This window comes from Cryobacterium sp. TMT4-31 (assembly GCF_004403385.1).
Taxonomy (GTDB): domain Bacteria; phylum Actinomycetota; class Actinomycetes; order Actinomycetales; family Microbacteriaceae; genus Cryobacterium; species Cryobacterium zongtaii.
The window spans coordinates 137,627-159,998 of record NZ_SOGI01000044.1 but is presented as its reverse complement, the minus strand read 5'-3'; the positions used below and the strand labels follow the sequence as shown (position 1 = coordinate 159,998).

The 22,372-nt window shown below is 68.5% G+C and carries 19 protein-coding genes and 1 pseudogene; 5 read left to right on the top strand and 15 right to left on the bottom strand.

The window, feature by feature from the left end; genetic code table 11:
- Both E3T19_RS11255 and E3T19_RS11250 read right to left on the bottom strand, forming a co-directional pair.
- A partial coding sequence (locus E3T19_RS11255; protein ID WP_198418783.1) for a hypothetical protein occupies positions 1-837 on the bottom strand: 837 nt, incomplete at its 3' end.
- Positions 834-1,130 carry a hypothetical protein gene (locus E3T19_RS11250; protein ID WP_134408820.1) on the bottom strand — a complete coding sequence of 99 codons (297 nt, stop codon included), beginning with the start codon at positions 1,128-1,130 and terminating at the stop codon, positions 834-836. The genes E3T19_RS11255 and E3T19_RS11250, both read right to left, overlap by 4 nt.
- 135 nt (positions 1,131-1,265) lie before the next feature.
- Between E3T19_RS11250 and E3T19_RS11245 the strand changes: the two genes are divergently transcribed.
- Together E3T19_RS11245 and purB are read left to right on the top strand one after the other, a co-directional pair.
- Positions 1,266-1,793, top strand: a complete 528-nt coding sequence (locus tag E3T19_RS11245) for a low molecular weight protein-tyrosine-phosphatase (RefSeq protein WP_088457753.1) — start codon at positions 1,266-1,268, stop codon at positions 1,791-1,793.
- On the top strand, positions 1,790-3,172 hold the full coding sequence (purB, locus tag E3T19_RS11240) for an adenylosuccinate lyase (protein ID WP_088457754.1): 1,383 nt from the start codon (positions 1,790-1,792) through the stop codon (positions 3,170-3,172). Before E3T19_RS11245 ends, purB begins: the two co-directional genes overlap by 4 nt.
- Here the strand turns inward: purB and E3T19_RS11235 are convergent.
- From E3T19_RS11235 to E3T19_RS11225, 3 genes are all read right to left on the bottom strand, one after another.
- Positions 3,160-5,943 carry an HAD-IC family P-type ATPase gene (locus E3T19_RS11235; RefSeq protein ID WP_134408819.1) on the bottom strand — a complete coding sequence of 928 codons (2,784 nt, stop codon included), beginning with the start codon at positions 5,941-5,943 and terminating at the stop codon, positions 3,160-3,162. The two genes, purB and E3T19_RS11235, sit on opposite strands and share 13 nt — an antisense overlap.
- A gap of 80 nt (positions 5,944-6,023) precedes the next feature.
- Positions 6,024-6,293, bottom strand: a complete 270-nt coding sequence (locus E3T19_RS11230; RefSeq protein WP_088457756.1) for a hypothetical protein — start codon at positions 6,291-6,293, stop codon at positions 6,024-6,026.
- Positions 6,290-6,889, bottom strand: a complete 600-nt coding sequence (locus tag E3T19_RS11225; RefSeq protein ID WP_134408818.1) for a DUF308 domain-containing protein — start codon at positions 6,887-6,889, stop codon at positions 6,290-6,292. Before E3T19_RS11225 ends, E3T19_RS11230 begins: the two co-directional genes overlap by 4 nt.
- Positions 6,890-7,014: 125 nt before the next feature.
- On the opposite strand from E3T19_RS11225, the gene E3T19_RS11220 reads away from it, so the two are divergent.
- Positions 7,015-7,800 (top strand): HEAT repeat domain-containing protein, encoded by a 786-nt coding sequence (locus tag E3T19_RS11220; RefSeq protein WP_198418782.1) that lies wholly within the window; start codon positions 7,015-7,017, stop codon positions 7,798-7,800.
- A 66-nt stretch (positions 7,801-7,866) separates the two neighbouring features.
- Here E3T19_RS11220 and E3T19_RS11215 read toward each other — a convergent pair whose 3' ends face one another.
- The 3 genes from E3T19_RS11215 to E3T19_RS11205 are packed head-to-tail and all read right to left on the bottom strand — an operon-like array spanning position 7,867 to position 10,690.
- Positions 7,867-9,240 (bottom strand): NAD(P)(+) transhydrogenase (Re/Si-specific) subunit beta, encoded by a 1,374-nt coding sequence (locus E3T19_RS11215; RefSeq protein WP_088457758.1) that lies wholly within the window; start codon positions 9,238-9,240, stop codon positions 7,867-7,869.
- Positions 9,237-9,545: an NAD(P) transhydrogenase subunit alpha gene (locus E3T19_RS11210; protein ID WP_103460053.1), complete on the bottom strand. Its 309-nt coding sequence runs from the start codon at positions 9,543-9,545 to the stop codon at positions 9,237-9,239. The genes E3T19_RS11215 and E3T19_RS11210 overlap by 4 nt, the downstream gene beginning before the upstream one ends.
- On the bottom strand, positions 9,545-10,690 hold the full coding sequence (locus E3T19_RS11205; RefSeq protein ID WP_134408817.1) for an NAD(P) transhydrogenase subunit alpha: 1,146 nt from the start codon (positions 10,688-10,690) through the stop codon (positions 9,545-9,547). The genes E3T19_RS11210 and E3T19_RS11205 overlap by 1 nt, the downstream gene beginning before the upstream one ends.
- A gap of 276 nt (positions 10,691-10,966) precedes the next feature.
- Between E3T19_RS11205 and E3T19_RS11200 the strand changes: the two genes are divergently transcribed.
- Positions 10,967-13,024 carry a BCCT family transporter gene (locus E3T19_RS11200; protein ID WP_134408816.1) on the top strand — a complete coding sequence of 686 codons (2,058 nt, stop codon included), beginning with the start codon at positions 10,967-10,969 and terminating at the stop codon, positions 13,022-13,024.
- A gap of 206 nt (positions 13,025-13,230) precedes the next feature.
- A complete protein-coding gene (gene hrpB, locus E3T19_RS11195; RefSeq protein ID WP_134408815.1) occupies positions 13,231-15,789 on the top strand; it encodes an ATP-dependent helicase HrpB in 2,559 nt (852 codons plus the stop codon).
- A 31-nt stretch (positions 15,790-15,820) separates the two neighbouring features.
- On the opposite strand, the gene dnaB is transcribed toward hrpB, so the two are convergent.
- The 7 genes and pseudogenes from dnaB to E3T19_RS11160 form a co-directional block, all read right to left on the bottom strand.
- Positions 15,821-17,227 carry a replicative DNA helicase gene (gene dnaB / locus E3T19_RS11190; protein ID WP_088457763.1) on the bottom strand — a complete coding sequence of 469 codons (1,407 nt, stop codon included), beginning with the start codon at positions 17,225-17,227 and terminating at the stop codon, positions 15,821-15,823.
- 445 nt (positions 17,228-17,672) lie between these two features.
- Positions 17,673-18,122, bottom strand: coding sequence for a 50S ribosomal protein L9 (gene rplI, locus E3T19_RS11185; RefSeq protein ID WP_088457764.1), 450 nt, complete (start codon positions 18,120-18,122; stop codon positions 17,673-17,675).
- 11 nt (positions 18,123-18,133) lie between these two features.
- Positions 18,134-18,397, bottom strand: coding sequence for a 30S ribosomal protein S18 (rpsR, locus tag E3T19_RS11180; RefSeq protein ID WP_035835236.1), 264 nt, complete (start codon positions 18,395-18,397; stop codon positions 18,134-18,136).
- Positions 18,398-18,451: 54 nt separating this feature from the next.
- Positions 18,452-18,961 carry a single-stranded DNA-binding protein gene (locus E3T19_RS11175; protein ID WP_088457765.1) on the bottom strand — a complete coding sequence of 170 codons (510 nt, stop codon included), beginning with the start codon at positions 18,959-18,961 and terminating at the stop codon, positions 18,452-18,454.
- Between the two features lie 141 nt (positions 18,962-19,102).
- Positions 19,103-19,471, bottom strand: a pseudogene (gene rpsF, locus E3T19_RS11170) (30S ribosomal protein S6); the annotation flags it as partial.
- Positions 19,472-19,738: 267 nt separating this feature from the next.
- Positions 19,739-20,713: a hypothetical protein gene (locus tag E3T19_RS11165; protein ID WP_134408814.1), complete on the bottom strand. Its 975-nt coding sequence runs from the start codon at positions 20,711-20,713 to the stop codon at positions 19,739-19,741.
- A 186-nt stretch (positions 20,714-20,899) separates the two neighbouring features.
- Positions 20,900-22,330 (bottom strand): CCA tRNA nucleotidyltransferase, encoded by a 1,431-nt coding sequence (locus E3T19_RS11160; RefSeq protein ID WP_134408813.1) that lies wholly within the window; start codon positions 22,328-22,330, stop codon positions 20,900-20,902.
- Between the last annotated feature and the right edge of the window lie 42 nt (positions 22,331-22,372).

Below are 22,372 nucleotides of genomic sequence, written 5' to 3'. Positions count from 1 at the left end.
GGGGCCCCGCAGGGGCAGGGCCAGCGGGCCGGCCCCGACACCGCCGGCCGGGCCTGGTCGTTCGGCCCCGGCCCCGCCCGCCGGGGTGGCCGAGGATCCCACCTGTGCCACCCGCACGGGCGACTCGCGCAACATCCCCGCCGCCCGCGCCGCGACGAGTAGCCCGATTGCCGAAAACGGTGCCCCGAGCAGGCCGGCACCCGCATCACCAAGTGCCGCGGCCACCGGGTACGGCACGCCCAGCCGGCCCAGCACCGCATCATCGGCCGAGCCCACGAGCACCCGGACCACTGCGACCGTCCCCGGGTCGGTGAGCCGCCGCGGATTCTCCCGCAGCCAGTCGGTGAGCGACGGCGGCAGCACCGACGGTGTGCGTCCCAGCGCCGCAGTGGACAGCAGCGAGCCGGCGGCCAGGTAGGCCAGCGGCGACGCCAAGGACAGCACCAGCACCGGCGCCAGCACCCCCAGGGTGTGCGCCATCCAGGCGCCCGTACCCTGCAGCACCAGGTCAAGACCGGACTCCAGGCGACCGTACTCCTCGGCGGCCTGCTCAAGGGCCTCGGCCAGCTCGTGGCTCCGTGCGGCAATCGCGTCTATCGCCACGGACGCGCCGAACACGCAGGCGCCGAGGTCGTCCGGTTGCCAGCTCGGCGCCGAACCGACACCCAACGCCCGCACCCGGCCGATTTGCCACTGCCACTGCTCCGCCTCCTGCTGCACCAGGCGCAGCGCCGCCATCTCGGCGAACACGGTGTCGGTGGCGACCTGGATGCTGCCGCCGCCGGACACCGTCAGGGTCCCGTCGTGTCCCCCGGGCGCAGCGCCCGAGCCGGTCACAGCGCTGCCTTCAGCCGGTCGATGGCCTCATCCACGGCCCACAGCGCATCGTCCAGGGCTCGCCAGACCCCGGCCAGGTCAAGGCCCAGCTCACCCAGGCGGGTGCCGTACGCCCGTTGGGCCGGCGACCGCCAGGCCCCGCCGGACGCCTGGCCCGCCAGCCGACGCCCCGATTCCTCCACACCGTCCCGCACCCCTCTCAACAGCCGCCGTTGCTCGCGCAGCCGCGCGAGGGTCTCGGCATCCGGCCCCGTGCCTGCATCCGGCAGGATGCTGCCACCCAGTGATTCCACCGCGCCTCCTCGGTCCAGACTGTGCGGCCCACCCTGGGCCGGCCCGGTCGTGGCCGCGTGGTCCGCGCTCAATCCGGGGAAAATTTGCCCAGGACCGCGGATGTGGAGGAGGGGAATGTGGAACACAATGGACACATGAATTTCGCGGCGCTCAGTCCAGATGAGTCGACGCCATTCCGGATCATTTTCGTCTGCACCGGCAATATCTGCCGGTCGCCCATGGCCGAGGTGATGCTGCGCGACCTCGTCACGCGCTCCGGACTGGGTCGGCTCATCACGACGAGCTCCGCGGGCACCGGCGACTGGCACGTCGGCGAGCAGGCCGACACCCGCACGATCTCGGCGTTGGCCAAGCGCGGCTACGACGGCAGTCACCACCGGGCCCGCCAATTCGACGCGGGCTGGTTCGACGACCTCGACCTCGTCGTGGTGCTCGACAGGTCGCAGGAACGCATCCTGCGCAATTGGGCGCCGACCGAACGGGACCGCAACAAGGTGCGCCTGCTGCTCAGCTTCGACCGGGATCAGGCCACTCTGCGGGACGTGCCCGACCCCTACTATTCCGACGATGCGCTGTTTGACTCCGTATTAGGCATGATTGAGAGAGCCAATTTTGCGCTCTTCGCGCAGCTCGCACCCGCAATCAGACAGGGAGTCCGATGAGTCCTCTACCCCCGCAGGTCCTCAGTCCACTCGACGGCCGGTATCAAGCCGCCGTCACCGAACTGGGCGAGTACCTGTCTGAGGCCGGACTGAACCGGGCCAGGGTCAAGGTCGAGGTGGAGTGGTTGATCACCCTCACCGACCGCAGCCTGTTCGGATCCACGCCGCTCACCGTCGACCAGAAGTCAGGCCTCCGCGCCCTCGTCACCGACTTCGGTCAGGCCGAGATCGACGAACTGGCCGCCCTCGAGGCCGTCACCCGGCACGACGTCAAGGCCGTGGAGTACCTCGTGCGCCGCCGCCTGGTGCCGCTGGGCCTCGAATCGATCAGCGAACTGACCCACTTCGCCGCCACCAGTGAGGACATCAACAACCTCGCCTACGCCCTCACGGTCTCCGACGCCGTGCGTGAGGTCTGGCTGCCCAAGTTCCGCGCCCTGATCGGCGCCCTCCGCGCCCTGGCCGGCGACTACCGTGCCGACGCCATGCTGGCCCGCACCCACGGCCAGCCCGCCACGCCCACCACCATGGGCAAGGAGCTGGCGGTCTTCGTGTACAGGCTCGAGCGGATCCAGAAGCAGATCGAGGCCAACGAGTACCTCGGCAAGTTCAGCGGCGCCACCGGCACCTTCGCCGCGCACGTCGCCGCGGATCCCGCCGTGGACTGGCCGTCGGTGTCCCGCGAGTTCGTCGAGGGCCTGGGCCTGGGCTGGAACCCGCTGACCACCCAGATCGAGTCGCACGACTGGCAGGCCGAGCTGTACGGCAAGGTGTCGCACGCCAACCGGGTGCTGCACAACCTCGCCACGGATGTCTGGACCTACATCTCGATCGGCTACTTCCGTCAGGTGCCGCAGGCCGGCGCCACCGGATCGTCGACCATGCCGCACAAGATCAACCCGATCCGGTTCGAGAACGCCGAGGCCAACCTCGAACTCTCCAGCGCCCTGCTGGATTCGCTGGCCGCCACCCTGGTCACCTCCAGGCTGCAGCGCGACCTGACCGATTCCACCACCCAGCGCAACATCGGCGTCGGTTTCGGGCACTCGTTGCTCGCACTGGACAACCTGGTGCGGGGCTTGGGCGAGATCGACCTGGACCGCGAGCTGCTCGCCCACGACCTGGACACCAACTGGGAGATCCTCGGCGAGGCCATCCAGACGGTCATCCGCGCCGAGGTCAGCTCCGGGCGCTCCACCATCGCCGACCCGTATGCGCTGCTCAAGGAACTCACCCGCGGCAAGCGGATCAACCGCGCCGACCTGGTCGCGTTCGTGCAGGAACTCGAGATCGGCGACGCCGCCAAGGCCCGCCTGCTCGAGCTGACGCCGGCCGGCTACGTGGGCCTGGCTGACCCGCTGGTGGATTACCTGGGCTGACCGTCCGACGGCCGGGCATCCCGGGGTGCTGCGCCCCGGGATCCCGCCGCACTGTCCGCGCGGCGGCGCGCCCCGCGCCGGCCGATCAGCTTGTTGACTTCGACGAGCAGGAAGATCACCAGGGCAAGGCCCAGCGTGTACACCCACTCGCGTAGGCCGATTGGTGTGGAGCTGAACCATACGTTCATCACCGGCGTGTAGATGAAGACCAGCTGCAGCACGAGCATCGTGCCTACCGAGATCCACACCGACCGATTCCCGCGCAGCACGGCCGGGGTGAGGCTCGACGCGCGCAGGAACCGGCAGTTGAACAGGAACACGAGCTGGCTGAGCACCAGCATCGTCACGGCGGTGGTCTGCGCTACCGCGCGCGGCGACCCGATCGACAGCTCGTAGAAGAACACCCCGATGGTCGCGGCCGTGATCAGCACCGAGACCCAGAGCAGCCTGCCCAGGTATTCGGAGTCGAGCACCGCGCCGCCGGCCGGCCGGGGCCGGCGCAGCATGATGCCGGGTTCGGCGGGTTCGGTGGCCAGGGCGAGCGACAGGGTGACGGCGGTGATCAGGTTCACCCAGAGGATCTGGGTGGGCTGCAGTGGCAGCGCAAAACCGAACAGCACCGCCAGCAGCACCACCAGCGACTGGGCCGCGGTGGTGGGCAGGATGAAGATGATCGATTTCTGCAGGTTGTCCCTGATCCGCCGGCCCTCTTCGACGGCCTTCTGGATGGTGGCGAAGTTGTCGTCGGCCAGCACGATGTCGGCGGCCTCCTTGGTGGCTTCCGTGCCCTTGATGCCCATCGCCACGCCCACATCCGCCCGGCGCAGTGCCGGGGCGTCGTTGACGCCGTCACCGGTCATCGCGACGACCTCACCGTACGATTGCAGCGCCTTCACGATGCGCAACTTGTGCTCAGGGCTGGTGCGGGCGAACACGTCGACGTCGCGCACCACCCGTGCCAGCCGGTCCTGGGAGAGTCTCTGCAGCTCGCCACCGGTGAGCACCCGGGGTTCACCGGTCACGATGCCCATTTCCTTGGCGATCGCGACGGCCGTGCCGTGGTGGTCGCCGGTGATCATCTTCACCCGGATGCCGGCGGCGTGCATGATCCCGATCGCCGCGATGGCCTCCGGCCGGGGCGGATCCACGATGCCGACCACGCCGAGGAACAGCAGGCCGTCCTCGACATCGCCCAGGTGCAGGGCGCTCAGGTCGGCCGGGGCGTCGCCGACGGCCGCGCCGAGGACTCGCAGCCCGGTGGAGCTGAGCTCGTCGACCTGCTGCTCCCAGAAGGCCTCGTCGAGGGGTTCCGGCAGCCCCGCGGCATCCAGCTGCCTGCTGCACCGCTCGAGCAGCCGGGCCGGTGCGCCCTTGACCAGGATGCGTGCGGGCTCGTCGTCCCACCGGTTGAGGGTGGCCATGAACTTGTTGGCCGACTCGAACGGGATCACGGCCAGCCGATCGAAGCCCGCCGGGTCGAAACCGGCCTTGTGCCCGAGGGTGCAGAGCGCCCCCTCGGTCGGTTCGCCGACCACCCGCCAGACGCCGTCGTCGGCGCTGACCCTGGCGTCGTTGCAGACGGCCATGACCTCCACCAGCCGGGCCAGGTCGTCCTGGTCGGCCACGGTCACGGGCCGGCCGTCCCTGAGGACCGCGCCGTCGGGCTCGTAGCCGATCCCCAGTACCTCGTACCGGGCCGCACCGGTGATCACGGTGCGTACCGTCATCTCGTTACGGGTGAGGGTGCCGGTCTTGTCGGTGCACACCGTGGTCACCGACCCGAGGGTCTCCACGGCGGTGAGCTTCCGCACGATGGCGTTGTGGGTGGCCATCTGCCGCACGCCGAGGGCCAGCGTGATGGTGACGAGTGCCGGCAGCCCCTCCGGCACCGCCGCCACCGCGAAGCCGATGGTGGCGGCGAAGAGGTCGGCAAAACCGCGGTCGTGCACCAGCCGGCCGATCACGAGCATCAGCCCGGAAACGGCGAGGATGCCCAGCGAGATACGGGTGCTGAAGACATCCAGATGCCGGGTCAACGGGGTGGCCAGGGCCTCGGTGTCGGTGACCAGGGTCTGGATGCGGCCGATCTCGGTGTCCGATCCGGTGCCGGTCACCACGCCCCGGCCGCTGCCCGCCGCCACGATGGTGCCGGAGAAGAGCATGCAGTGCCGGTCCCCGACACCGGCATCCGCCGCGACGGCGGCGACGTCCTTGCCGGCCGGCACGGATTCGCCGGTCAGCGCGGACTCCTCGACCCTGAGATTGGTGCCCTCGATCAGACGCAGGTCGGCGGGCACCTTGTCGCCGGACTTCACCCGCACGATGTCGCCGGGCACGAGGGTCGCGGCGTCGGTGTTCACCCAGTGTCCGCCGCGGCGGGCCTTCGCGTTCAGCGACAGCATCCGGCGGATCCCGTCGAGCGCCTTCTCCGCCCGGCCCTCCTGCAGGAACCCGATCACCGCGTTGATCACGGCCACCGCCAGGATCACCGACGCGTCCACCCAGTCGCCGAACACCATCGTGAGCACTGCGGAGCCGAGCAGCACGTAGATGAGCACGTCGTTGAAGTGGCCGAGGAAGCGAAGCACCGGGTTCTTCTTCGCGACGACGGGCAGGGCGTTGGGGCCGAACCGGACCAGCCGTGCGGCGGCCTCGGCCTCGTCGAGACCGTGCCGGCTGGTGTGCAGGTCGGCGCACACGGCCTCGACGGTGCGGGCATAGGGCCGGTCTGGACTCGCCGGGGCGGGGCCGGCCAAGCCGTCTGTGGTCATGGCTGCCCCGTCAGGGGAGGAAACGCCGGGAAGCGGACCACAATGGGCCCATTAAAGCACCCTGCGGGCGGCGGAGGAGGCTAGTGACCCGGGGTCTCGCCGGTCTTGTTCTGCTCGTCGAGGTCGCTTTTCTCGGCCGCGTCGGGCTTCATGCCCAGCGCGAGCATCGCGATGACGACCAGGGCCACGATGAAGGTGATGCCCAAAGCGATCGACGACAGCGCCCAGTTGCGGGTGGCCAGCAGGATGGTGAGCCCGACGAAGAGCCCCATTCCGGCGGAGATGGCGACCAGCTCGACGGGCTTGAGGATCTCGGACCGGCTGGGCTTGTGTGGGCTGTTCTGGGTCACGGGGTGTCCGAATCTGTGGAGGAGGAGGCCAGGTCGCGCGGCGCATCCGCGTGCGCAGAAGAAAGGGAGACGCCGGCGATGACCAGGTAGACGCCGATGATCACCAGGTAGGCGCCGAGCAGCCCGACCGCGACGACGGCGTGCGGCGGCAGCAACAGGAACACCAGCGCGAGCACCGCGGTGAGAGAACCGACGACCAGCCAGTCGCGGGCGACCTGGCCACGTCCGCGGACGCGGATGCCCGTGTACAGCTCGAGAGCGCCGGTGACCGCAGCCCACACCGAGACGATGTAGAGGAAGAAGCCCAGCCCGCCGGCGGACATCGCCAGCGCGAGCACGCCGGCGAGCACACCGACCGCGCCCTGAACAGCGAAAATGCTGCGGTCGCGGGGGTCGGTGACGGTCTTCCAGCTGAGCAGCCCGGTGATCAGGCCGCTGACCAGCGCGAAGGCGCCGAACGCGACGAGCCCGAAACCGGCGGAGTGGTCGGCGTTGAACGTGATCACGGCCGCCGGCACGAAGGCCACGATGGCGCGCGTTATGGGCACGGTCCAGTACCGGGTACCGATGACGGCTGCTGCCGGGGCATGCGCCACGCGGGCACCTCTTTCGTCGCAGGGAGTCCTGCCAGTCTACGCGGCGCATTCGGCCGGGTTCGGTGCCCGGGCGTAGCGGGCGCCGGCATCCGCGACTACCGTCGGGCGGGACAGGGGGTCCAACGGTGGTCACTTCGAACGTACCGGCCGGCAGCGTGCGGGTCAGCCCCGGGGAAGACGCGGCCGCGTTGGCGGGCCTGCTGGCCCGGGCGCCGGCCGAGGTGCCCGGTTTCCTCACCGGTCGCTCCGGCCTGCCGGGCCCGCGGGCCAACCTCCCGCTCGCCGATGCGTTCGCCGGTACGGCGCCGGCCGAACTGATCTGGAGCCTGGTCGATTCGGCCGACGAGTATCTGGCATTCTGCGGCACCGAGGGGCTCGGACGGCTCGCGCTCTCCCCCGACGAGCGGCCCGCTGCCCTCACGGCACTTCGTCGGGCCGCCGCCGACGAGCGTTGGCGGGTACGGGAGGGCGCCGCGCGGGCGCTGCAGCTGATCGGGGACGCCGACCCGGCCCTGATTCACGCCGTCGTGGAGGACTGGTCGGAGTCCATGGACGCCTGGCTGGCGCGCGCCGCCGTGGCCGCGATCTGTGAGCCACGGCTGTTGGCCGATGACGACGCCCAGGCGCTGGCAGTGCGGGTCTGCGACCGGGCCACGGCCCTGCTGCTTCGCGGCGAACCGAACCCGAACGACCCTGTGCGCGCCCGCGAGGCGCACCGGGTGCTGCGCCAGGCCCTGGGCTACGGCTGGAGCGTGGCGATCGCCGCGAGCCCGGCGGCGGGCCTCACCGCTTTCCGCGCGCTGACCGCCAGCGACGACCCGGATGCCCGCTGGATCGTGCGGTCGAACCACGCCAAGGCGCGGCTGCGGTCGGTGCTCGCCGATCGCAACCTTTGGGGAACCGTCGGCTGAGCCGCGCTCTGTCCTCCGAGGCGCTGAGTCGCCCCGCCTTGCAGTGTCGAAGGGGCGCAGCCCGGGTCAGAGGGCGTTGACGGCGCCGAGCACCTTGGTGAGCGAGTCCTTGGCGTCACCGAACAGCAGCGTGGTCTTCGGGTCGAAGAGCAGCTCGTTCTCGATGCCGGCGAAGCCCGGGCGCATCGACCGCTTGAGGAAGACGATCTGGCGGCCCTCTTCGACCTCGAGGATCGGCATCCCGTAGATCGGCGCGCCCGGCGAGGTCTTCGCGGCCGGGTTGACGACGTCGTTCGCGCCGACCACGAGCACCACATCGGTGTTCTTGAACTCGGGGTTGACCTCGGCCATCTCCTTGAGCGACTCGTAGGGCACGTTGGCCTCGGCGAGCAGCACGTTCATGTGTCCGGGCATCCGCCCGGCGACGGGATGGATCGCGAAGGCCACGTCGACGCCGCGCGCCTCGAGGGTCGTGGCGAGCTCGGCGATGGTGTGCTGACCCTGGGCCACGGCCAGGCCGTAGCCGGGCACGATCACCACACGCTGCGCGTAAGCGAGCATCACGGCGACGTCCTCGGGGTTCGAGGAGCGCACCGGGCGGTCGCTCTGCGTTGTGGAGCCGGCGGTCGAGCCGCCGCGGAAAGCGCCGAACATGATGCCGCTGACGCCACGCCCCATGGCGGAGGCCATGGCTCGGGTGAGGATGGTACCGCTGGCACCGACCAGGGTGCCGGCGACCACGAGCAGCACGTTGTCCAACACCACACCGGATGCCGCGACCGCGAGTCCGGTGAAGGCGTTGAGCAGCGAGATGACGATGGGCACATCGGCGCCGCCGACGGGCAACACGAGCAGCAGGCCGACGACCAGGCCGAGTACCAGGAGCAGCAGCGCCCAGCCGGTGGACCCCGTTGCCACGACGAGCCCGCCGATGACGAGGGCTGCCACGACCGCGAGGGTCATGACCCACTTCATGCCGGGGAACACCACCGGGCGGGTGGTGATCAGTTCCTGCAGCTTGGCCACGGTGATCGCGGAACCGGCGAACGAGACCGCGCCGACGAGCATGGTGAAGACCACCGCCACGAGCACCCAGGGGCCTTCACTGTGCCCGAGTTCGAGCATCGCGACCAGCGCAGCGGCGCCGCCGCCGACGCCGTTGAACAGTGCCACCAGTTGGGGCATCTGAGTCATCTGCACCCGACGGGAGATGGGTGCCGCGATCGCGGATCCCACCGCGATCGCCAGCAGGATCAGCGGGATGTTGTCGAGCTTGGCCGACAGGAACACCGTGATCACGGCGAGGGTGGCGCCGGCGGCGCCGATCAGATTGCCGCGGCGGGCGGTGCGGGGCGAGCTCAGGCCCTTGAGGGCGAGGATGAAGCAGACGGCCGCGGCCAGGTAGAGCAGTGCGGTCCACTCGGCGGACAGGAGGCTCATTTGGTGGTGTCCTTCGGGGTGGCGGCGGGCTTCCGGCCGCGGAACATGCCCAGCATCCGGTCGGTGACGACGAAACCGCCGACGAGGTTGGCGGTGGCGAGGGCGACGGCGAGTAGGGCCACGAATATCAGCCACGGGTCGTCCAGCTGGCCGGCGACGATGATCGCGCCGATCAGGATGATGCCGTGGATGGCGTTGGCGCCGCTCATCAGGGGGGTGTGCAGGGTGCTGGACACCTTGGAGACCACCTCGAAGCCGACGAAGACGGTCAACACGATGACCGTGAGCAGAGTGATCGGATCCATCAGTTCTTTCCTTCCAGCGCGGCAGCTGTCGGTGCGTGCCGCACCTCGCCGCCGGTGGTGAGACAGGCTCCGGCGATGACCTCGTCGGTGAAGTCGGGTACGATCTGGCCGTCATGAATCATCAGCGCGAGCAGGTTGGCGACGTTCTTGGCGTACAGCCGCGATGCGTCGGAGGCCATCGCGGAGGCGGCGTCCTGCATGCCGACGAGGGTGACGAAGCCGTCACCGGCCGCGGTGGGCACCAGCTGGTCGACGCCGGGGAGTACGCCCTCGACGTTGCCGCCGGTTTCGGCGGCGAGGTCGATGACCACGGAACCGGCGGGCATGGCCGCGACCATCTCCCGGGTCACCAACAGCGGGGCCGGCCGGCCGGGGATCGCGGCGGTGGTGATGAGCACATCCGCCTTGGCCACGTGTGGGGCCAGCAGTTCGCGCTGGCGCACGGCGCGGTCCTCGGCCAGTTCGCTGGCGTAACCGCCGGTGCCTTCGACGGCGGCCAGGTCGAGGGTGATGAAGGTGCCGCCCATCGAGGTGACCTCGTCGGCCGACGCCGGCCGCACGTCATAGGCGGAGACCCTGGCGCCGAGGCGCTTGGCGGTGCCGATGGCCTGCAGTCCGGCGACGCCGGCGCCGAGCACGAGCGCCCGGGCCGGCGGAATGGTGCCGGCCGCGGTCATGTAGAGCGGGAAGAACCGGGGGAACCGGATGGTGGCTTCGAGCACGGCCCGGTAGCCGGCGACCAGGGCCTGCGAGGTGAGCGCGTCCATCGACTGGGCCCGGGAGATACGTGGCACCAGTTCGAGCGCGAACGATGTGACCTGTGCGGCGGCCAGGGCTGCCACCGTGGGCAGTTCGGACGCCGGCGACGCCAGACCCACCGTGATGATTCCAGCCGGTAGCGTGGCGGCCAGCTGGGGACTCAGCGGACGCACGTGGCAGAGCACATCGAACGCGGTGGCGTCGAAGTCCGCGACCAGCTGCGCGCCGGCCTTCTCATAGGCGGCGTCGGAGTAGCCCGATGCCAGTCCGGCGCCGGCTTCGACGGTGACGTCGACACCCAGCGCGGTGAGTTGGGTCACCGTTTCCGGTGTTGCTGCGACGCGTTTTTCGCCCTCTCGGCGTTCACGCCCTATGCCAACCTTCACGAGTAACCACTCCTTTGACGCATCTGCCACCTGACGAGCGAAACGGGGTCGTTCGCGCGTCCCAGGGCGATCTCACTCCGTAGCGTACCGTCGGGTTTTGCCGGCCCGGGGCGTTTTTCAGGGCCGAAAGACCCTGCCCGGGTGGCCAAGAGCACCCTCGACCTCGTAGGCTGAAGGATTGCCCGGGCCGCCGTAGTGGCGCCCACCCCGTAAAAATTGCCTGATCTTCCCGCACTGCCGCCGGCATCCACACCCGAGCAGCGCCCGGCTAAACGGATGCCCCAACCCGATTGGTTGTCCGCTATCAGCTCCACTGAACCCGCCGACGTGGCGGGCGCTCCCAGCGCCGCCCCGTCCCCGTCAGCCCCGCAAACAGCAGCCGCCTCGACCAGCCGGCCCCGACGTTTCGGGGTGCACGTGCCGGCCCCGCGGATCTTCTATCCGGCGTTGGGCATCATCGTGGCCGTCGTCCTGGTCAGCATCTTCTTCCCGGTGCGCACCGGCGCCGTCCTCGCGCAATTGCAGACCCTGGTGGTGGCCGGCCTCGGGCCGTACTACCTCGTGCTGGTGGCCTTCTTCGTCATCTTCGCACTGTGGATGGGGCTGAGCCGGTTCGGTGACATCAAGCTCGGCCAGGACGACGACAAGCCGGAATTCGGGCTGATGTCCTGGTTCTCGATGCTCTTCGCCGCGGGCATGGGCATCGGCCTGGTGTTCTGGGGCGCCGCCGAGCCGCTCACCTACTTCCTGGAGCCCAAGCCGGGCGTGCACGGCAGCCGCCCGGAACTTGCGGCCGCAGCCATGTCCCAGACTTTCCTGCACTGGGGCTTCCACGCCTGGGCGGTGTACGCCGTGGTCGGCCTGTCCCTCGCCTATGCCATTCACCGCAAGGGGCGGCCGGTCTCGATCCGTTGGGCCCTGGAACCGCTGCTCGGCGACAAGGTGAAGGGTCGCCTCGGCGATGCCATCGACGTCACCGCGATCGTGGGCACCCTGTTCGGTGTGGCCACGTCGCTCGGGCTCGGTGTCAAGCAGATCGCCGCGGGGCTGCGCCACCTGGGCGTCGTCGATTCCGTGAGCAACACCCTGCTGGTGGTCCTGATCGTGATCATCACCCTCATCGCCATCGCCAGCGTCGTCAGCGGCGTCGGCAAGGGCATCAAGTGGCTGTCGAACATCAACCTCGGCGCGGCCGCGCTCTTCCTGGTCGCCGTCCTGCTGCTCGGCCCCACGATGTACCTGCTGCGGGTCTTCGTGGAGTCCCTCGGCGGCTACTTGCAGAACATCGTCGGACTCACCTTCGACGCCAGCGCCTTCACCGGCCAGGCGGGTCTGGACTGGCAGGGCAGCTGGACGGTCTTCTACTGGGGCTGGTGGATTTCCTGGGCGCCGTTCGTCGGTGTCTTCATCGCCCGGATCTCCCGTGGCCGCACCGTGCGCGAGTTCGTCGCCGGCGTTCTCCTGGTGCCGACCCTTGTCACGTTCCTCTGGTTCGCCGTGATGGGTGGCAGCGTTATCAAGCAGGTGTGGGAGGACCCCGCGGCCCTGGTCGACCCCGAGGTGGGGATCGTGCCGGAGAACGTGCTCTTCGACTTCCTCGCCGCGCTTCCGTTCGGGCCCGTGCTGGCGGTGTTGGCTGTCGCGATCGTCGCGATCTTCTTCATCACCTCGGCCGATTCCGGCTCCCTCGTGATCGATATGCTCGCCTCCGGTGGCGAGACCGATCCGCCCAAGTGGAGCCGTATCCTGTGGGCCAGCCTGGTCGGCGTCGTCGCGATCGCTCTCCTGCTCGCCGGTGGCCTGTCCGCGCTGCAGACCGGCGCCATCCTCACCGCCATCCCGGTGAGTGTGGTGATGATCGGCATGTGTATCGCCACCTATCGGGCCTTCAGGGCCGAACACCAGGTGCTCGTGCAGGTCGAACGCCGGGTCCGCCGGGAGGAGATGGCGCGCCGGATCAGCCAGAGCGTCACCAACCATCTGGAGAACAACTTCGACGACCACTTCGGCGACCAGATGGACGGCCGCATCAGTGCCGCGATCACGGATGCCGCCGGCAACGTCTCCATCCAGACGCGAGAACGACGTGCCTTCTGGCCACGCCGACCGCGCGGCCAGACCCCCCTGGTCGACCGCCCCGACCTGGGCGAACTCACCCCGGAGGAGATCGGAGAGATGCAGGACCTGGGCGATCTGATGCCCCAGGACCCGCAGCCCACTGCGGACACGTCGTCGGCGCACCCGTCGGCGGCAGACCACGCCGAACCCGACGCCATGACGCCGGATACCGCTCTCGCGCCGGACGCCGACCCGGAGGACCCGCGCACGTCGTGAGCCGTCTGGCGAACCGGGCCGGCCGGGCCTGACGCGCCGCACACCGAAAGGGCCTGACAGGCGAGGCCATCCCCGCTGTCAGGCCTTTATCGGCGCTTGCCGAAGCGGGCCAGTGGCTCGCTGAGGCAAGTCACGTGGGCCCAGAGCCGAGGCTCGGTACCTACGACACGTGAGCACACACCCCCCAAACGCGACAGACTGAGGACGTGACCCGTCTTTCGTTCGATCCGTCCAGACTCGGTCGCGGGCTCGCATTCGCCTCGGCGATCGATGATCTGAGTGCTGCGCTTGATCGGAGCCGCACCGTGGTCGTCAGCGCGCCGCCGGGCACGGGAAAGACCACACTCGTGCCGCCCATCCTCGCCGATCGGGTTCCGGGTCGTGTGATCGTCACTCAGCCACGCCGGGTCGCTGCCCGCGCTGCCGCCCGACGACTCGCGCAGTTGGACGGATCCTCTCTCGGCTCTCGCGTCGGATACACCGTCCGTGGCGAACGCCAGGTGAGTCCGTCCACCCTGATCGAGTTCGTTACCGCCGGCGTGCTCCTGCGCCGACTGCTCGATGACCCTGGTCTCGACGGGATCGATGCGGTCATCATCGATGAAGTGCACGAACGGGCTTTGGAGACGGACCTGCTGATCGGGCTACTCGGCGAGGTCCGCGAGCTGCGCGACGACCTCGTCCTCATCGCGATGTCCGCGACCCTCGACGCCGAGAGGTTCGCGTCAATTCTCGGTACGGATGCGGGCCCGGCCCCGATCGTGACCCAGAGCGCACCGGCCCATCCGCTCGAGGTGCGCTGGGCGCCCTCTCCCACACCTCGACTGGATGAGCGGGGGGTCACCTGGGCTTTCCTCGACCACGTCGCGAGCACCGCGGTTGCCGCACACCGCACCCTCGTGCGCACCGATCCGGCCGCCGATGCTCTCGTCTTCGCGCCGGGTGCGCGTGAGGTCTCCGAGATCGCCGGACGCATCCGTGGTCTCGCCGCGGAGTTCGACGTGCGGGAACTGCACGGCCAGATCCCCGCCGCAGAGCAGGATACGGTGGTCAGTGGGCGGAGCCCCGATGCTGCGGCACGGATCATCGTCACGACGTCACTGGCCGAATCCTCTCTGACCGTGCCCGGCGTACGCCTGGTCGTCGACACCTGCCTGTCTCGTGCTCCGCAGCGGGATGCTGCACGCGGTATGAGCGGTCTCGTCACCGGCCCGACGCCCAAGGCCTCCGCCATCCAGCGCTCGGGGCGCGCCACCCGGCAGGGGCCTGGCGTCGTGGTCCGCTGCGTCGACGAGCGCACCTTCGCCACGGCGCCGTCGCACGCCACCCCTGAGATCCAGGCGGCAGATCTCACCGATGCAGCCCTGCTCCTCGCCTGCTGGGGCGCCCCAAGTGGCGTGGGCCTGCGGCTGGTCGATCCGCTCCCGTCTGGCAGCCTGGACGAGGCCCTCGCCGCGCTGCGTGGGCTCGGCGCGATCGATGCCGATGGCCGCGCCACCGACGAGGGCCGAGCGCTCGCCCGCGTCCCGACAGCTCCGCGCCTCGCCCGCGCACTGCGCGCCGGGAGTGACCTGGTCGGCGGGCGCACAGCGGCCGAGGTCATCGCGCTGCTCACAGGTGACCTCCGCGTTCACGACGGAGACGCCCAGGCCGCTCTCAACGCGCTGCGCACTGGACGAAGCCCGGATGCCCGCCGATGGGAGCAGGATGTCCGCCGTCTCGAGCGCTTCGCCGGGGCGATTGACACGACGCGAGGAGGCGCTGATCAGACCGGACTGATCATCGCGCTCGCCTTTCCCGAGTGGATCGCCCGCCGCGTCGATCAATCGCCCAACGGTGCAACCTTTCTTCTCGCCTCCGGCACCCGTGCCGGGATCACCGGTCAGCTCGCGAGTGCCGACTGGTTGGCGGTGGCGGACGTCACTCGGGCAGAGGGACGAGCGGCCGCAGGAACCGGAGCACTCATCCGCTCTGCCGCCGTCATCTCCGAGAACCAGGCGGAGCAGGTGGCGCCCCATCTCTGCACAGACCGGGTCGAAGCACGGTTCGTGGACGGGCGCGTCGTGGCCCGCCGCGAACGTCGGATCGGTGCGATCATTCGCTCGTCCGTGCCGGTGCGCGTACCGGCGGACGATGGCGGACGGGATGCCGTCCGCCGTGCCGTCACAGCGCACGGCCTCGGAGTGTTCATCTGGTCAGACGCCGCGGACGCTCTGCGGCGGCGCCTCGCGCTGCTGTATCGCGAGCTCGGATCGCCCTGGCCGGATGTCTCAGACACCGTTCTGCTCGCTACGCTCGATGCCTGGCTCGGCCCCGAGCTCTCAGACCTGGCCGCCGGCACTCCGGCCGCGCGCATCGACCTTGCCCCTGCACTCCGCCGTACCCTGCCCTGGCCCGCGGCGGTCGACCTTGACGCTCTGGTTCCGGAGCGCTTCCGGGTTCCCAGCGGTTCGCATGTCCGTCTCAGCTACCCACCCGCCGATGATTCGTCGGCTCGTCCCGTTGTGGCTGTGAAACTCCAGGAGTGCTTCGGATGGGCAGAGACCCCACGAATCGTCGGAGGACGAGTGCCGGTGTTGTTCCACTTGCTTTCCCCCGCCGGGCATCCCCTTGCCGTGACCGACGACCTCGCATCCTTCTGGGCAGGCCCGTACTCGCAGGTGCGAGCGGAGATGCGCGGACGCTACCCGAAGCACCCTTGGCCGGAGGACCCCTGGTCCGCCGTACCCACCCGCCACACCACGCGCCGCGCTGCCCTGGGCTAGGGCCGCGACACACCCTGCGGTCAGCTGAGCGCTATGCGCCGGGCACCATGTCTGCGAAGCGGGAGTAGTGGCCGTGGAAGGCCACGGTGACGGTCCGGGTGGGGCCGTTACGGTGCTTGGCCACGATCAGGTCGGCCTCGCCCGCGCGCGGGTTGTCCTTCTCGTACGCGCTCTCGCGGTGCAGCAGGATCACCATGTCGGCATCCTGCTCGAGCGAACCGGACTCGCGGAGGTCGGAGATCGCGGGCATCTTGTCGGCTCGCTGCTCCGGGCCACGGTTCAGCTGGGACAGGGCGATGACCGGGACCTGCAACTCCTTAGCGAGCAGCTTGAGCGCCCGGGAGAACTCGCTGACCTCTTGCTGGCGGGATTCGACCTTCTTGCCCGACGTCATCAGCTGCAGGTAGTCGATCACGACGAGCTTGAGGCCCACACGCTGCTTCAGTCGTCGGCACTTGGCCCGGATCTCGACCAGGGTCATGTTGGGGCTGTCGTCGATGTAGAGCGGCGCATCATTGATGCGGCCGCGGGTGGCGGCGATGGTGGTCCAGTCGCGCGCTTCGACGTTGCCCTTACGCATGCTCTGCAGGGGCACGGAGGCCTCGGCGGCGAGCAGACGCATGGCGATCTCACTGCGGCCCATTTCGAGCGAGAAGAAGATGCTCGGCATGTCGTGGTGGATCGAGGCGGCCCGCGCGAAGTCCAGCGCGAGGGTGGACTTACCCAGGGCCGGTCGGGCGGCGACGATGATGAGCTGGCCGCCGTGGAAGCCGTTGGTGAGCTCGTCGAGGTCGGCGAAGCCGGTGGGGACACCGGTGAATTGGCCGTCCTTGAGCTTGGCGGCCTCGATGTCCTCGATGGCGGCCGTGACGGCGTCGGTGAGGGGGACATAGTCTTCGACCTCGGTGCTGCCGGTGATCGAGTAGATCTCGGCCTGCGCGGTGTTCACCAGGTCGAGGACCTCGCCCTCCCCCGCGTAACCCATCTGCGCGATCCGGGTTCCGGCGTCGACGAGCTTACGGAGCATGGACCGTTCGGCCACGATGGTGGCATAGAAGCCGGCGTTGGCGGCTGTGGGCACCAGGCTGGTGAGGGTGTGCAGGTAGTCGGCGCCGCCGGCGCGGGAGATCTCGCCGAGCTTGGTCAGCTCGTCGGTGACGGTGATGACGTCGGTGGGTTCACCCTGCGCGTAGAGCGAGAGGATCGCGTCGAAGATGATCTCGTGCTTGGGAACGTAGAAATCGGCCGCGCGGACGGTCTCGACGACATCGGCGACGGCATCCTTGCTCAACATCATGCCGCCCAGGGCGCTCTGCTCGGCCAGCAGGTCGTGTGGCGGCGTGCGTTCGGCGTGGCGCGGTTCGGAGCTGCCACGGTACTCGGAGCCGCGTTGATCTGAGCCGCGTTGATCGGCGTAACCCAGGTGAGCTATCGACACGCCGAGCCTCCTCGTGTTGGTGTGGTTCTGGTGTATCAGGAGCCGCTGACAGCGATCATCCGGTAGGCAGGCGCACAAGAGCGAATACCTGCTTGCCCACCATAGAGAGACTCGTCTGCCCAGCCAAACCACCCTGTGGATAACTCTGTGAGTAATCTGCGCGAAACGCCGCACGACTTGTGCACAACCTGTGCACTCGGCTGTGGACAACTCACGGATATTTAACTTGAAGTTGCGTTTGATCAGGTATTAAAACTATTCACATGTGTGTGGAAAAACTAGTTTCAATGCTCGATTGAATGTTGATGAAATAGGTGGACACCTGTGCACAAAGCGGTGTAAAACACGGGACAAATGTGCCAAGAACGGGGGCTACGCGCTTGGGCGTTAAATAGGAGTAGCGGCGACTTCTTTCGAAACCGCCGCTACTCCTGATGAAACGAGACTACTTTGCGGCTACCACCTGAAGGGTGATGGTCGCGCTGACCTCGTCGCGCAGACGAACTGTCGCGGTGTGCTCACCGGTCAGCTTGATCGGGCTGAGCTCGATCTTGCGCTTGTCGATGGCACCGAGGCCGGCCGCGGCAACCGCGTCGGCTACGTCGGTGGTCTTGACGGAGCCGAACAGGCGTCCGCCGGCGCCGGCCTTGACGACCAGCTTGACCTTGGTGTTCTCAAGGGTTGCCTTGAGAGCCTGGGCCTCTTCGAGGGTGGCGTGCTCGCGGGCTACGCGGGCGGCCTTGATCTGCTCGATCTGCTTTTCGCCACCGCGGGTCCACGCAACAGCGAAGCCCTGGGGGAGAAGGTAGTTACGAGCGAACCCGTTCTTGACATCAACGATGTCACCGGGGGTACCGAGGCCGGAGACCTCGTGCGTCAGAATCAATTTCGACATGTGAGGGCTCCTTACCGGCCTGAGCCGGCGTAGGGCAGCAAGGCCATTTCGCGGGCGTTCTTGACGGCACGCGCGATCAGGCGCTGCTCCTGGACGGAGACGCCGGTGATGCGGCGGGCGCGGATCTTTCCACGCTCTGAGATGAACTTCCGAAGAGTGGGGACATCTTTGTAATCGATGACACCAACCCGGATCGACTTCGCGGGAGCGGCGTTCTTGCCACCCTTAGCACCGCGGAGCGGCTTGCGGCGGTCGCCGCTCGACTTTCCAGCCATGATTTCCTAACTTTCTAAAACGTGTGAGTGCAGCCGTCAACCGTGAGGTTCGGCTTAGAAGGGGGTCTCGTCGCTGAAGTTGCCCGGGGTGTTCCAGACGTCGCCGCCGCCAGTGTTGGCTGCGGGGGCGCTGGGTGCCCAGGGCTCGTCGTTACCCTGCTGCTGCGCGACGGGCGCGCCGCCGCGGGGAGCAGAGGATGACTGCGCGCGCGTGAGGGAGGCGGTGGCGTAGCGCAGCGAAGGACCAATTTCGTCGATCTCGAGCTCCATGCTCGTGCGCTTTTCACCTTCCTTGGTCTCATACGAACGCTGCTTGAGACGCCCGGAAGCGATGACACGGGAACCCTTGGTCAATGAACCGGCCACGTGCTCGGCGAATTCACGCCAAACGCTCGCGCGCAGGAACAGTGCCTCGCCATCTTTCCACTCACTCGTTGCGCGATCGAAATTGCGCGGAGTGGAAGCGATGGTGAAGTTGGCTACCGCCAGCCCGTTCTGCGTGTAACGCAGTTCCGGATCGCTGGTGAGGTTGCCCACCACGGTGATTACGGTCTCGCCGGCCATGGGCTACTTGTCGCTTGCCTTGTCGGCGTCTGCCTCGGCAGGAGCGTCCACGGCGACCGGAGCTGCCGGGGCAGCTGCAGGCTTTGCGGATGCGGCGACCTTGGCAGCGGGAGCTGCGGCAGGAGCGTCGGCCTTGACCGGAGCAGCAGCAGCCTTCGGGTTAGCTGCCTTGCGGGCGGCCTTCTCGGCGGCAAGCTTGCTTGCGACGGCAACCTGGGCGATGCCCTCTTCTGCGCGAAGCACCTTGGTGCGCATGACGGCTTCCGACAGCTTCAGCTGACGGTCGAGCTCGGCAGTTGCTGAGGCGTTTGCGGTGAAGTCGACGACGGCATAGATGCCCTCGGCCTTCTTGTTGATCTCGTATGCGAGACGGCGGCGACCCCAAACGTCAACCTTGTCAATGGTTCCACCATCGTTGCGAACAACGTTGAGGAACTTGTCAAGGCTGGGAGCTACGGTGCGCTCATCGATCTCGGGATCGAGGATTACCATCAATTCGTACTGATGCATGACTAACCCACCTCCTTCGGACTAAACGGCTGCAGTATTTCTGCAACAGGAGGGTTGTGCATGTGTTGAACGTGGAGGCCGGGAATCCGGCACACAGACAACCTGCCAAGACTACTGGAACCGCGGCGATTGCGCCACCATCCCCTCCGATGCCCTCCGCATCGGAAATCTTCCGCGAGTTGCCCACCTGCGGACGAGCTGCCCCCGCGCTCCGGGGCAACTGGTCCGCGGCAGAGCAACTCGCGGCGCGCACACCTGCGGTGGCGCTCATTGGGTGGGGCGCAGACCGGCGTTGAGGAGCAGTGCGCGGAGGCGCTCAGGTCGGAGGGCATCCGCCCAGAGCCAGCGGACCATCGCCCGGCCAGGAGCACGCAACCGGTCCTCCCGGCGCTTTTCGGCCCAGACGACCTCGTCGATTGTGCGCCCGCCCATGAACTCGCCCCTGGTGTACTTGACCTCCCCGTCGAATTCGCCGAGCAGAGGCATCCGTTTCAGTTGAAACCGGCGCTTCCAGCGGAAGTCGACCCGGTCTTCACCGAAGGGGTGCGGGTAGACCACCTGCAGCTCCGGCATCGGCATGCCGGCGAGGAAGATGCCCGTGCGGCTCAGGGACTCCCCTGGCGAGCCCGACTTCGCGTCTGCGAAGCCGACGGACCGGCGGGCACGTCGGGTGCCCCGCGCACTTCCGAGCCGCAGCACCCGGGCCATCACCTCGTCGCGCGTGATGGCCGGGATCACCGCACCGCCGGGGAGGAGGAACTGTTCCTGCAGTCCGGCATCCAGGCTGATCACCGCGGAGCGGAAGGGTTGGCTCCGGGCCAGGTCGACCAGGGTTCGGAGTCTCGTCGTCACCAGTAGACCGTCGATCTCGGTGACGTCCTCGTCCGGCAGCGGGTCGTGATGCCAGGCGATCCAGTTCTTCGACGTCCGCGTCTGTCCGCTCCCGCCCTGAAGGTGAACCTCGGTAGGCCATTGCCCGAGCACCGGCAACCCCCAGACCCGGGCCGCCGACAGGTGACTCACCACCGGGCGCGACTGCCTGGACAGCACCGCGGCCTGGATGCGCATCAGATAGCGGGCATCCGCGTCGGCGCTGGTCCAGATGGTCCGCGACACGTAGATGCCACGCCGCAAGCGCTCGGTGCCGCCGTATTCGTGCTCGCGGCGATGGGCGCGCGCGTCGTGGCCGGGCTGATCGCGGGTGAGCCGCAGCTGAGACAGCGCGGAAGCGTTGGGGTCCATGCCGAGAAGCGTCTCCCGGTGGCCTCGCCGGGCGGTGACCGGTACGCGAGCGGTGCAGAACTCGGCCGAGCTCGGCCTGTGGAGGACGGGCGCTCCCGCGCGAGTTGCCCTACTGCGGACGAGTTGCCCCGGTGTGCCGGGGCAACTCGTCCGCACGTGGGCAACTCGCCGAGGGGGGCGGGCGGGTCAGGCGCTGCGGGCCGCCCACCAGGACTGCAGACGGCGGGTGGCTTCCTCGGTGCCGAGGGGACCATCGTCCAAGCGCTGCTCCAGGAGATAGCGGTAGGCCTCGCCCACCTCACGGCCCGGCGTCAGGCCCAGGATCGCCATGATCTCTTCACCGTCGAGGTCGGGCCGAACCGAGTCCATCTCCTCTTGGGCCGCGAGCTCACGGATGCGCTGTTCGAGGTCGTCGTAGGCGAAGCCCAGCCGGTCGGCCTTGCGCCGGTTGCGGGTGGTGACGTCGGCTCGGGTGAGGATGTGCAGCCGCTCGAGCTGGTCGCCGGCGTCGCGCACGTACCGGCGCACGGCGGAGTCGGTCCAGGCCCCTTCGGTGTAACCGAAGAACCGCAGGTGCAGTTCCACGAGTTTGCCCACCGCAGCGATGGTGTCGTTGTCGAAGCGCAGCGCACGCAACCGCTTCTTGGCCAGCTTCGCACCGACCACGTCGTGGTGGTAAAAACTCACCACACCGCCGGACTCGAGCCGCCGGGTGGCCGGCTTGCCGATGTCGTGCATGAGCGCCGCCAACCGCACCACGAGGTCGGGTTCGGGAAGGTTCTTACGGGTTCGCTCGTAACCGATGGCCTGGTCGAGCACCGTCAGGGTGTGCTGGTAGACGTCTTTGTGATGATGGTGCTCGTCGACCTCCAGGCGCAGGTCCGGGATCTCCGGCAGCACGATCGCGGCCAGGCCGGAATCCACGAGCAGCTCGATGCCGGCGCGCGGGTTCGCCGAGCGCAGCAGCTTGCCGAGCTCATCGCCGACCCGTTCGGCGGAGATGATGTTGATGCTCCCGGCCATGGCGGACATGGCGATCGCGGTGTCGATCTCGAGGGTGAAGCCCAGCTGAGCGGTGAAGCGGGCGGCCCGCATCATCCGCAGCGGGTCGTCGCCAAACGAGATCTCGGGTGCGGTGGGCGTCCGCAGCACCCCGTTGAGCAGATCGTCGATCCCATTAGACGGGTCGACGAGAGTGAGCTGCGGCAACCGCAGAGCGAGCGCGTTCACGGTGAAGTCCCGCCGCAGCAGGTCATCATCGAGGCTGCTGCCGAAGACCACGTCGGGGCGGCGGGTCTGACCGTCGTAGCTGTCGGCCCGATAGGTGGTGATCTCGACCTTCTCGCCCGCGATCTGGGCGCCGATGGTGCCGAACGCACGACCGATGTCCCAGTGCGCCTCGGCGATCGGCTTGACGATCGTCAGGATCTGGTCGGGAGTGGCGTTGGTGGTGAAGTCGAGGTCATTGGTGACCCGGTTCAGGAACGCGTCGCGGACGGGACCGCCGACCAGGGCCAGTTCAAAACCGGCCGCGGCGAATGAGTTCGCCAAACGGGACACCGTGGGGGACGCAGCCAGGTCGCCCAGTCTTGCGAGGGCTGCCGTGACGCTCTGCATGCCCCAATGGTAGTTGCTCGCCCGTCCCACCCGCGCGCCACC